Consider the following 11117-nt stretch of genomic DNA (forward strand, 5'->3'; position numbering starts at 1 on the left):
TTTTATACCGTAACATAACATTAAAATCATGATTAAATTTGTATTTCTACTCTCCTAACCCGCATTTTACAAGCAAATTCTTATATTCTTAAGTTCTAATATTCTTAAATTCCATTATTCTTAAGTTCTTGTATTCTAAAATTCTAAAAAATATATATTCCTAAATTCTTTAGAATTTTAGAATCTCTAATAAATAACCATATATCTTTTATAAGGATACATAAAAATACTGCTAAGGAGGGTATATAATTTATGGCTAGAAGAAAAACATCAAAGGTTCCTAAAAATGATTTTGAATATGATGAAGGTGAAGTATATGGATTTACTAGCGAAGCTCCTATAGCTGGTGACTGCATTTCTTCATTCTCTTTTGATGATGATTTTAATACTGATACTATTCAAACTAATTCTAAATGTAGTTCTAATAGTGGCAGTGCTATTCAAGAATCTCATGGATCTAATGCTCAAGTTAATACTGCTTCAGATACTGGTAGCAACGTTCAAAATGAAATAACTAACTCCACAGAAATGAAAAACACTTTAAATTCTACGAAATACATCTTTGATAATAGAAGAACTCCACTACCTAATGGTGCTGCACCTGCCATTGATGGTGAAACTCCAAATATTAAAAGAAGCTACACCCTTAGAAGTTCTACTATAAGAAAAATAAATGAATTAAAGAGCATCCATCCAGATATTAATGTATGTGTCAGTACCATAGTTGATATTGCTATAAATTATTATCATAACCATATTGTAAATGAAGCTGGCACTCAATAATTTAGTTTATCTATTTTAATTTCAAATAATTATTTATTACCTATATATGAACTAATATATTTTATTTCATATATCTTTTATAGGAGGTGATGAGTTTATGGAAGTAAATCAATTAATGGATCTTATTGTTAATAATGGCTTTCCCGTGGCAGTGTCTGCATATTTGCTAATACGCTTAGAGAAGCAAATTGTTAGCTTAGCAAGTTCAATTAATAAGTTAAATACCATAATATCAGCTAAACTTGGTGTTGCTATTGATACAGAGAGTTCTACTGATGATTCTCATAAAGTGGCATGAGCAAAAAGACGATAAACATTGATTATTAGTGTTTATCGCCTTTAAATTTATTTGTATTAGAACACCGAAACTAAGTAGTTTAATTTCAATTTAAATTATAAAATGATACACAAATTAAGAATTAGTAGTATATATTAACTATTATCAAAATTAAAAGGAGTTATTATGCCAGAATCTTCGTTTAAATACTCTATAAGTTCATTAATAGATTCTGTTGGATTTATTGATTATGAGGAACCTGTATCTATTTTTTTTAACAATGTTTTGTTAGGTAACCCCGATAGTATTAATGTGTTAGTCTTTACCATTGAAGGTGAACCCCTAATTAAAATGATAACCTATGATGGCAAAAAGATTAAATATGTACTTGACGCCAGTAAAACCAGCATTGAGAATATAATAACCTATATAGGAAATAGATTTACAAAAGAAAGAAAAGAATCACGAATTGATTATAATCTCTATCAAGATAATAGATTCTTAACAACAATGCTTTCATATAAAAATAAAAAAGGTGAAATAATAGTTCACTCTTCTTTACAAATCTGAATTAGTTTCACTATATAAATAACATTACATAATTTTCAATACTTTTCTCAAATAAAATATTGATTTTACTATTAGAGTTATTTTTAAGAATAATGGTGAAATAACAAAGGTAACCTTGATTGGTTGCCTTTAGTTCGTTCTAATAGAAATTTGTGCAGATTATTTTTGAATTTATTATAGTCAGCTAAATATTAAAAATATAGCCATTAATTACATAAATAATTTATATGGGCAACATGATACAATGGGAATGAAATCACAAATGATAAAAAGGGGTAACTACAATGAATAAATTAAAATTAACTAAAGCAATAGCTATTGCACTTATAACAGCTTCAATATTTACATTAAATCCAATTGGCACAAGTGCAGCATGGAAAAAAGATTCTATAGGCTGGCGATATACAGTGGGTAATTCATTTGCACAAGGTTGGAAGGTAATTGATGGAAAATGGTACTTTTTTATGCCTAATGGTTATATGCAAAAAGGTTGGATAAAATTCTATGATGGTTATGCGCAAAAAGAGTTGATAAATTCCGATAAATTTTCATGGTATTATCTAGATTCTGTTCAGGGTAATTTAGTTACTGGATGGAGGAAAATCGATGGAGATTGGTATTATTTGAATAAACAAGCTAAAGGTCTGCAAGAAAAAGGCTTTATGCAGACAGGTTGGCTCAACGATAATGGAAACTGGTATTATTTTTATGACCATGGACCAATGGCAACAGGGTTTATAGACTCTGGTGGAGATGTTTACTATTTGGATGAAAGTGATACAAGTAATATTGGAGTTATGAAAACTGGCTGGCAAAAGATTGATGGTTATTGGTATTACTTTAATACTAGCTCTGATAGTGGCGCTACTGGAGCTATGAAAAAAGGCTGGCATAAAATAAGGGGAACTTGGTACTACTTCTATAATGATGGTAAAATGGCTGCTGATACATGGGTTGATGTGTATTACATAGATCCAAATGGAGCATGGATTCCTAATTCTAATGGTACAAATGGAAATTCAGAAATATTTAGATTTGCAGATGAACATTTAGAACAAGCAGTAAGAAATATAATAAATAAACCTACTGGAACATTGTACAAAAGTGATGTTAAAGATATTACTGCATTATCAATTCCAAATGACTTGAATGAAGTAACTAACCTTGTAGGAATTGAAAATTTGGTAAATTTAGAATATTTTGAAATACCACATTCTAAAATAAAAAATCTTAGTCCCTTAAAAGGATTAACTAAATTAAAATATATTGGGTTAACTCTCTCTGAAATAAGTGATTTAAGCCCATTAAAAGAACTAACTAATTTACAAATTCTTATTATGAACAGTAATCACATTAAAGACATAAGTGTTTTAAAGGGGTTAACTAATCTTCAAGTGCTTAGTCTTAGATATAATAACATTGGTAATATAAGTGCGTTAAGTACCCTGACTAATTTACAATATATTGATTTAGGATATAATGAATTAAGTGATATAAGTCCATTAAGCAGATTAACTAATTTACAAGGACTTGATTTATGTGTTAATCAAATAAGTGATATAAGTTCATTAAGTAAATTAACTCAATTACGAGAACTTTCTTTAGATATTAATCAACTACGTAATATAAATCCATTAAATGAATTAACTAATTTAACAAAACTTGATTTACATAATAATTATATATATGATATAAATGCATTAAAAAGCCTAATAAATTCACAAGATATTGATTTGTCTAATAATCCAATAAGTGATGCAGATAAAAAAGCTTTAAAAGATGCTTTGCCTGAGTGTAATATTAGTTTTACTACCTAATACTAATAGAACTAATAATCAGCAAAAGTAAAATATATAATCTAAAAGGCATTGGATATATTCCTAATGCCTTTTTACTTATGTATTTATAAACACAATAAATATTAAATCTTCAACGTTTATTGCCCTAAATTCTATTTATATTCCGTTAGATTTAATTGTTGATATATGAACATGTATTTTATAAATAATGTAATGCACAATAATCTACTATCAAAAAATATTTTGAAAAACCGCCTTAAATTCATTTCTTGTTTTCTTCTAGTTTATCTAAAATTGTATCTAATTTTTCATTCATTTGTTTATTCTTTTTTATAAAACTTTTAAATGCTTTTACCCCTTTGTATATTCCTATTATTATTAAAATTATTAACCCAAAATTGATCCAATTCATAATTAGAGCCATATAATTAACTTGCACAAGTTTTCTCCTAACTACATAAATTGTATACTTTTAATATAATCTTTTATAAGCCTATAGTTTTTAACTATTCAATATCACTTTATATAATTATTATTATATTACAACTGTATTAATTTACAAGTTTTTCATATTCTTGTATCAATATTATTATGTAACAAATTAAAATAATACAAGGAGTTAAGATGGACAGAATAAATCTATTACAGTTATTAGACAATTTTAAATTTAGCCATAGCTTCAATCAGTCTATCTTTTGTAATCCAATAACGTCGCTTTGCTCCTAAAGAAGAGAAGTTCAAGCTATTTTCATATTTTATTACTTTTAGAACCTATATGTCACGATAGTATATTCTGGGCAGTTATAAACTCTATATATCTTGAACTTCTCATTAATTGTTGTAGCCTGCGGCAGCAAGGAATAAATATATTGCAGCACTACGTGCTCCTTGTGGCGGCGCCACTCTATTAGTTTAGTTTTATTTCTACGTACTCAATTTAAATTATCTTTATATACTAATAAATAGTTTATAATTAATTATATTTTATCTATGTTCTTATGTTATAGCTATTATTGGTATACCTATATACGCATTTTCTAAAGGACAAGTTTATTTTCTTAAGAGCTCCTTGGGTGCCGCAATCCACCACCCAAAAATGGACAGGTCATACAGCTACAGGCTTCTAACATTGTAAAAGTCTCCTCCTCACTCGGAGCCTTTTACAAAGTAAGAATCTGTAAGCATTAGACTAATCCATTGTTTGGGTTCCCGGTGGGGCACTTCAGGATGGATTTTCATGAATAAATTATAATTAGGTAACTATGCAGTTAAATTCTTTCTTTAAAATATGTATAAAGATACTGATCCATCCCTCTGACTAAAACTTTTGTTTATGATTCTTTTTAAGTTCATTATAAATTATTGTTTCTGGTATGGAAAATATAAAGATAATGTTTAGTTGGCCAGACAAGCTGACAAGAATTTTGGGGGCTTAGACATGCCGTCACAATTATATAAGAAAGTATTAGTAATGTGACGGCATGTCTATCTTGTACAGGCTTAAGTTCATTACTAAAATGTTTGATTATATGGTTTCTCGCTCTAAAAATCCAATCACTAAAAATAACAAATTGTATCACAGGGACATTATTTTTAATGATACGATTTTCAGAGCTATTATCTACTTTTAATTATGTAGAGGTATTAAAAAAGCCAGTCCAAGACCGCCCCCATTGAGAAACTCTAGACCATACCTCTTATATAGTTTTTTTCATATAAGATGGTACATTTATTTAAAATGTAGCTCAAGACACGCTTCGCTTTTGATCTTGACCTATATTTTAAATAAATATGTGAAGTTGATATGAAAAATCTATGTGATATTGTGGCGCTTGATTGGACATGCTATTTTTAATTTATTGGTTGGACCCTTAAGAATATAGCTTATATTATTATTTTTCACTTGGGTTCCTTGTGCTAAGTGCTTGTCCTTATTATCGCTTTATTTATCTGATCTCTAGTCGTTCTAGCACTCACATATTGTTATATGTGAGTGCTAGAACGTCACGAGCCTAGATAAGTTCAACTAAATTCAGTTATAGTAAAACTATAACTGAAAAGTTTCACTTTATAGGGGATTTCTCCCCTTATGTATTTAGTATGGCAGCTCCTCGCATGATAAACTTTCTAATATATTTTCATGTTCTGCATTTACTTGTTTATAATATGTTTCCCTGACTTTTTCTATATCTTCATTTCTTTCAGCTTCATAATCTACAAAACTGTTATCATCAATTCTGCCTCTAAATGACTTCCAAAATTCATAATCATCACTGGTAACACTGAATATTCCTTTTCTTCCTATATTCTTGTTATAACTTAATTTCAATCCATAACGACTTAAGGGTGCGCCTTCATACTCAATAATTATTGAGCCATCTTTTAGTCTATAAGCTGTTTCAGAAAATCTAAATTCTTTATTTTCGCTTAAATATCTGTACTCCGCTATTAATGTTTTTGATTCGTATTTTCTCTTTTCCACTTTTATGGCCACCTTTTCTTTTTATTTGCTCTCCTCCCATATTTTTATTATTCCCACTTGCAAAAATTTTAGACATTATTTATGTACAAAAAAGCACCTTTTAGGTACTTTAATTATTTATAATTTATTCTCCAATACATAATTTCATATACCCTCTTATTGCCTTACTAACGTCTTTTCCATTCCTATGACAATACGCCTCAAAGTCTTCATATAACTTAATTTCACATTCCACATGAAGCTGCTTTGTTGGTGGTTTTTCTTTTTTTATTTTATTTCTATTTTCCATTATTATTCCACTCCTTATCTGTAAAATATTCTAGCCAACAATCAAATTTCTTATACTCAAATGGTTAAAAAAATATACAAATAAGTACAAGTACCTGCGAATATTTGTTCGCATCTTTGGCAATAATTATAATATAAGGTTAAGAGAGGATTTGAGAAAAATATGAGAAATTTCACATTTACAAAATGGCTCACTACTAAAGAAGCTTTTAATTCTTACGGACACTATAAAGATTGGCTTTCTATCTTATCAAAAGAAGAATCTAAAAGAACTGATTTATATTATCACGAAAAATATCAATACTTTATAAATTATCTACAGACTGAATGGGATTAGAGAAATACGCATCTCTATCCCTCATTAAAAATATCTATATGAAAGGATTAAATCTAATGACATTTACAACATGGCTTATAAAAGAAAAAGGCTTTGTATCAAAAGCCCAATTTGATTCATTGGTAAATACACTACCATATGAGGGCAGAAGAAAATTAATCATATACTATAAAATAGAATATGAACATTACCTTGATACAAGACCAATGCAACTAGAACTTGAAATAAAATAAAAAGAATGATCTACTAGGGTGTAATAGACCATTCTGAATACTGGTTAATACTTATTTAATAAGGGGTAAATAATATTTAACTACTTTATATTTATATAATACTTAAGATTTGTGACAGCAATATGGCAAAATATTATTTATTCCTCATTAAAATGAACTACATTGCTCTAATGCTAATAGAAACCTATCTTGTTAAATTTATACCATTCATTAATTTTTTCTGTAGGCTTAACATTCAAATACAACATAATTTCCTTAGCAAACTCTAAAGTAGCTGTACCATTTGCAGTTATGATACCTGAATCACAAACTGCTTGTTTTTCAATAAAATTCTTGTCACCTTTGTAGTGTGGGGCTTGTGACTTCATATATTCTAAAGTGTTGCCTGAATGTTTGATATTATCCAAATAGCCATTCTCCGCCATAAAATTAGCGGCATTGCAGATTGCTGCTACTGGAATATGATGATTAACTGCATACTCAACCACAGGTTGAACATCATTGTTTTTCTGTTCCATCCAAGCATAACCACCAATTAAAATCAACATCTCGAAGTTTTTTGGGTAATCACTTACAGAATAATCAGGAATGATTCTAAAACCTCCCATAGAGATTTTAGGATCTTTGTCCAGACTTAAAGTTTTTACAATATAATCTGTTTCTGCTCCATTGAGTTCTGAACAAATATAAGAACTTTCCCAATCTGCATATCCATCAAAAATAAACACAAGTATTTCTTTTTTCATTGTAACACTTCCTTTCTTAAGTATTTTACAATGAAAAAGATGACACCTATATGTCATCTTTATAGAGTTCATTTATTCTTTTTATTCTGGTTTTCATTGCTTCTTTTAGTTCAATAGGTGCTATAACTTTAACTTTGTCTTGCAGGTTGAAAACTAAATTAACAGCCCACTCTAAGTCTGAAACAGAAAATATAATCTGCCCTTTATCTTCTGAATTACTAATCTTATTAAAAAATTTAGCATCTATCTTATCTGTTAAAAAGAATTCATTATTAATATCATATTCTAATATGATTTCAAACAATGCTGTTGGGTCTTGGGAAGAAAACAAGCCAGTCCCAAAATCTTTTCTAAAATCTATTTTTTCAACTGCCTTACAATTGAAACTTTCATCCATAATTTTAAGATCAACAATTCGGTTGATTTTAAACAAACGGAACTCCTGCTTATCCTCACAAAAAGCGTATAAATACCAGTATGATTGCTTAAAAACAAGTTTATGAGGTTGAATTATTCTTGATGAATGCGAACTTTTAGAAATATATTCTAAATAAATACAATTTTTATTTAGAATTGCTTTATGCAAAATAGATACCTTTTCTTGTGTAATACTGTCTTGGAACCATGAGGATAAATCAATTACATAATCACTTTCTGAAAATACCATACTTGTTTCTTCTGGAATTAGTTTCGCTATTAGATTTGTTAAATCAGCGCTTTCATCAATGCTCATTAGTCCATTAAGCGCAGTAAAATCATTTTTTATATCGTTCTTAGAAAGAATATTACTTTTGATTTTATACCCCTCAATGACTGATACTCCGCCACCAATTCCTGAATATGAAACAATAGGAACTCCCGACTTGTTCAAAGTATCTAAATCTCGAAAAATTGTGCGTTTGGAGACTTCAAACCTTTCTGCTAATTCTTGTATTGTAGTTCTATCTGTATTGGCAAGGACATTTAAAATTCCTAGTAATCTATCAATTTTCATGATAACACGCTTTCTCCATTTCTAAGTAACAATATAAAATAGTCTTCCTTCATCTTATTTACTATTCCGAATTAATTATAACATATACTATAAATATCACATTATTAACTACTTTAATATTTATATAATAATTAAGATTTGTGACAGTAATATAACAAAATGTTATTTATATTATCTACAATCTTCCTGTAGTATAACGTATAAAAAATTACAGATTCAATCTCTTGAATAATGCAATTTTACAATTTATTATTTATTTTTATGTATGGATGGTATCTTTATGATTAACTTATTTAACCAATTTCAGTATTATTCAAGTAGAAATTTTATTCTCGGATCATCTTTTACAAAATCAAGGCTTTTGTCTTTTTTTATTCTCATTTTGGCTAAGCTTTCATATTTATCTTTGCCCAAACTATTAAGTGTTTTCCATTTTCTATGCCTGTATAATTTTGACTTTATATGATCCATACTGTCTGCTTCATTTACCATATTTATAATTAACTCTATAGCTTTTTCTTTATCGTGTTTTTCCTTAGCTAGATACAAATCTAAATCATACTTTTGGTACGCCCCTAAATCAAACGCTTCAACGAGCTTTTTAGCACGCTCTGTACACTCTTCTGCTTCATCAAATTTATTTTCTTTTAATAACATCCTTTTTATTAAAAATAATGCTGCTGTTGTTTCTAGAGCGTCTTTATATAGTATGTCTTCACACACGCAGTAAGCTTCCTCAATTTTTTCGCTGCTTTCAAATAGTAATGCCTGTTGAATTTTTTTCTCTATGTCTATCTCAAACTCTGGAATTTTATCTAGTATACTTTGAGCTTTTTCATACTCTTTTTTCTCTCTGTATATTCCGGATAATAATATTTTGGCCATGGACGCAGTTTTTTCATTGCTGCTTGCTGCTACAAGTTCAACCCAAGCAATAATTTTTTCTTCATATTTATATTTTTCCTCTACTTGCGAGTTAACTAAAAATAATCTTAATAGTGATGCTATTCTTAATATTAACTCATCACAACTTGAATATTGCTTAATTAAATCACTACCTCTTTCAAAAGCCTTTTGGTATCCATCTTTTGATACCATTTCACTAACTTCTCTTCCAAGTTTATTTACTTCTGTATCTGTTAACTCCTCATTAAATGCTAATAAAGTATTAACATCAATCTTTAGCACACGTGCAAGAGGTGATAGAAGCGTTATATCTGGATATGATATTCCATTTTCCCACTTGTTCACTGCTGGTGCACTAATATTTAAATACTTAGCAACTTGCTCTTGAGTAAGATTTTCTTTTTTTCTACATTTTCTAATAACTTCACCTATTCTCATAAAATAAACTCCTTCACTTATCTATACATTTGATTAACTTCGGCCTTCGTTAATTAAATAATATCAAAACTGCTTAATGTAAACAATTGAAGCATTTTCATTTTTTATTCATAAAAATTAACTATTGGTTAATTTTCTTTCTGATAAAATATCAATAACATTACTTGTAATTCAGTATTTCCACTTAGAAATATTGACCCTAAACATGTTATATCAATTGCTAGTAGTAAATACTTCATTTGATATAATACAACTTCAGCATTCATAGTACTTTTATTTCATAGGGCGCCGTCAATGTACTTGCTTTTCCGCCTGTCCTTTTTGAGTAATGAGTGTTATTGAAGCGAAAGAAACCGAATCATTAAAAATAATTACCTCTTATATTTATTTCTATTATTTTTTGTGATTGGATTTCTGTAGCGGAAATAGCGCCATTACTAAAAAATACTAGCAGGTAAGCATGTACATTGTGGACCTGCCCTCACCTTCCAATAAATCTTCTCTCTATCTTGTGAGGGCAAGTCCAAGGCGCCCCTTTCTTATGCACATGCATTACTTTTCCTTAAATTATGTAATAAATCAATGGGACTTCTCCACAATCTTTAGAATAATTCATATTCCATATGCTTTCTATAGTTCATAGGATTTGAGGCGCAGCCTTTAATCCTATCACTGCATCTAAATTAACTGCTGAAGAAAGTGTCAATGTAATTTCAGTGGAGCAAAGCTCTTTGGTATTAAGTATTGACTCTTTCTGGAGTTAAAATTCAGAAGTAAATCTAAATAATCGTCATAAGAAAATAAAAACATTATCTTTCTCTTCCCATTCTCACGTTTTACAAAAAAACTCTATCTGCGCATGCAATATTATCTCAATTAGCACAATACACCACAAACCATCGTAACACCTTCTCCATGATTTACATCAAGAAACCCTAATACAACAAAGAAGGCATGTACATTTCGCTAAATAACGTTTCCCGAAGTGTTCCAGCTGAAATTAAAGAATAAACCCTAATTTTCAATATCTTTATAAACACAAAAGGCCATAAAAATTCATGACCTTTAATATTTTAGCTTGGACATTTACGGGACAACGACTTATTCTAGCGAAGTGTGCATGCCTTCTGCGCCCACCGGGTACCCAAATAAAGGACTAGTCTAATGCTTAGAAATTCTTGACTTATATGAAGTTGGAGCTTGCCGGAAGTGCGACTTGTTTCTAAGTGAAAAACTTAGACTAATTAGTTGATTAAATTCAGAA

General features: G+C 29.1%; 12 protein-coding genes. 6 read left to right on the top strand and 6 right to left on the bottom strand.

All coding sequences use genetic code 11. The annotated features are described in order from the left end of the window. Positions 1 to 252 precede the first annotated feature (252 nt). The 4 genes from ACJDTP_RS15880 to ACJDTP_RS15895 all read left to right on the top strand — a co-directional run bounded on the left by ACJDTP_RS15880 (position 253) and on the right by ACJDTP_RS15895 (position 3447). The gene (locus tag ACJDTP_RS15880) at positions 253 to 783 is read left to right on the top strand and encodes a hypothetical protein (RefSeq protein ID WP_406761789.1); all 531 of its coding nucleotides are present in this window, start codon (positions 253 to 255) and stop codon (positions 781 to 783) included. Between the two features lie 97 nt (positions 784 to 880). Beyond that, positions 881 to 1081: a YvrJ family protein gene (locus tag ACJDTP_RS15885; protein ID WP_077869671.1), complete on the top strand. Its 201-nt coding sequence runs from the start codon at positions 881 to 883 to the stop codon at positions 1079 to 1081. A 165-nt stretch (positions 1082 to 1246) separates the two neighbouring features. Further along, a complete protein-coding gene (locus ACJDTP_RS15890) occupies positions 1247 to 1630 on the top strand; it encodes a DUF4362 domain-containing protein (protein ID WP_406761790.1) in 384 nt (127 codons plus the stop codon). Between the two features lie 284 nt (positions 1631 to 1914). Continuing rightward, positions 1915 to 3447, top strand: coding sequence for a leucine-rich repeat domain-containing protein (locus ACJDTP_RS15895; RefSeq protein WP_406761791.1), 1533 nt, complete (start codon positions 1915 to 1917; stop codon positions 3445 to 3447). Positions 3448 to 3691: 244 nt separating this feature from the next. Here ACJDTP_RS15895 and ACJDTP_RS15900 read toward each other — a convergent pair whose 3' ends face one another. From ACJDTP_RS15900 to ACJDTP_RS15910, 3 genes are all read right to left on the bottom strand, one after another. Beyond that, entirely contained in the window at positions 3692 to 3868 is a 177-nt protein-coding gene (locus ACJDTP_RS15900) for a hypothetical protein (protein ID WP_406761792.1), read from the bottom strand. Between the two features lie 1656 nt (positions 3869 to 5524). After that, positions 5525 to 5911, bottom strand: coding sequence for a hypothetical protein (locus ACJDTP_RS15905; protein ID WP_406761793.1), 387 nt, complete (start codon positions 5909 to 5911; stop codon positions 5525 to 5527). Positions 5912 to 6035: 124 nt separating this feature from the next. After that, entirely contained in the window at positions 6036 to 6200 is a 165-nt protein-coding gene (locus tag ACJDTP_RS15910) for a hypothetical protein (RefSeq protein WP_171773372.1), read from the bottom strand. 162 nt (positions 6201 to 6362) lie between these two features. On the opposite strand from ACJDTP_RS15910, the gene ACJDTP_RS15915 reads away from it, so the two are divergent. Beyond that, positions 6363 to 6536 (top strand): hypothetical protein, encoded by a 174-nt coding sequence (locus ACJDTP_RS15915; RefSeq protein ID WP_017212202.1) that lies wholly within the window; start codon positions 6363 to 6365, stop codon positions 6534 to 6536. A 56-nt stretch (positions 6537 to 6592) separates the two neighbouring features. After that, on the top strand, positions 6593 to 6769 hold the full coding sequence (locus ACJDTP_RS15920) for a hypothetical protein (RefSeq protein ID WP_173715060.1): 177 nt from the start codon (positions 6593 to 6595) through the stop codon (positions 6767 to 6769). Between the two features lie 173 nt (positions 6770 to 6942). Here the strand turns inward: ACJDTP_RS15920 and ACJDTP_RS15925 are convergent, their stop codons facing one another. The 3 genes from ACJDTP_RS15925 to ACJDTP_RS15935 all read right to left on the bottom strand — a co-directional run bounded on the left by ACJDTP_RS15925 (position 6943) and on the right by ACJDTP_RS15935 (position 9853). Continuing rightward, positions 6943 to 7515, bottom strand: coding sequence for a type 1 glutamine amidotransferase family protein (locus tag ACJDTP_RS15925; protein ID WP_406761794.1), 573 nt, complete (start codon positions 7513 to 7515; stop codon positions 6943 to 6945). 46 nt (positions 7516 to 7561) lie between these two features. Then, the gene (locus ACJDTP_RS15930; protein ID WP_406761795.1) at positions 7562 to 8509 is read right to left on the bottom strand and encodes a helix-turn-helix transcriptional regulator; all 948 of its coding nucleotides are present in this window, start codon (positions 8507 to 8509) and stop codon (positions 7562 to 7564) included. Positions 8510 to 8818: 309 nt separating this feature from the next. Next, a complete protein-coding gene (locus tag ACJDTP_RS15935) occupies positions 8819 to 9853 on the bottom strand; it encodes a helix-turn-helix domain-containing protein (RefSeq protein ID WP_406761796.1) in 1035 nt (344 codons plus the stop codon). Between the last annotated feature and the right edge of the window lie 1264 nt (positions 9854 to 11117).

Source organism: Candidatus Clostridium helianthi, assembly GCF_045310795.1.
GTDB classification, from domain to species: Bacteria; Bacillota; Clostridia; order Clostridiales; family Clostridiaceae; genus Clostridium; species Clostridium helianthi.

Excerpts from the sequence above, each read along its gene's own strand:
- ACJDTP_RS15880 (WP_406761789.1), top strand. The coding sequence starts at position 253 with ATGGCTAGAAGAAAAACATCAAAGGTTCCTAAAAATGATTTTGAATAT.
- ACJDTP_RS15885 (WP_077869671.1), top strand. The coding sequence starts at position 881 with ATGGAAGTAAATCAATTAATGGATCTTATTGTTAATAATGGCTTTCCC.
- ACJDTP_RS15890 (WP_406761790.1), top strand. The coding sequence starts at position 1,247 with ATGCCAGAATCTTCGTTTAAATACTCTATAAGTTCATTAATAGATTCT.
- ACJDTP_RS15895 (WP_406761791.1), top strand. The coding sequence starts at position 1,915 with ATGAATAAATTAAAATTAACTAAAGCAATAGCTATTGCACTTATAACA.
- ACJDTP_RS15910 (WP_171773372.1), bottom strand. The coding sequence starts at position 6,200 with ATGGAAAATAGAAATAAAATAAAAAAAGAAAAACCACCAACAAAGCAG.
- ACJDTP_RS15915 (WP_017212202.1), top strand. The coding sequence starts at position 6,363 with ATGAGAAATTTCACATTTACAAAATGGCTCACTACTAAAGAAGCTTTT.
- ACJDTP_RS15920 (WP_173715060.1), top strand. The coding sequence starts at position 6,593 with ATGACATTTACAACATGGCTTATAAAAGAAAAAGGCTTTGTATCAAAA.
- ACJDTP_RS15925 (WP_406761794.1), bottom strand. The coding sequence starts at position 7,515 with ATGAAAAAAGAAATACTTGTGTTTATTTTTGATGGATATGCAGATTGG.
- ACJDTP_RS15930 (WP_406761795.1), bottom strand. The coding sequence starts at position 8,509 with ATGAAAATTGATAGATTACTAGGAATTTTAAATGTCCTTGCCAATACA.
- ACJDTP_RS15935 (WP_406761796.1), bottom strand. The coding sequence starts at position 9,853 with ATGAGAATAGGTGAAGTTATTAGAAAATGTAGAAAAAAAGAAAATCTT.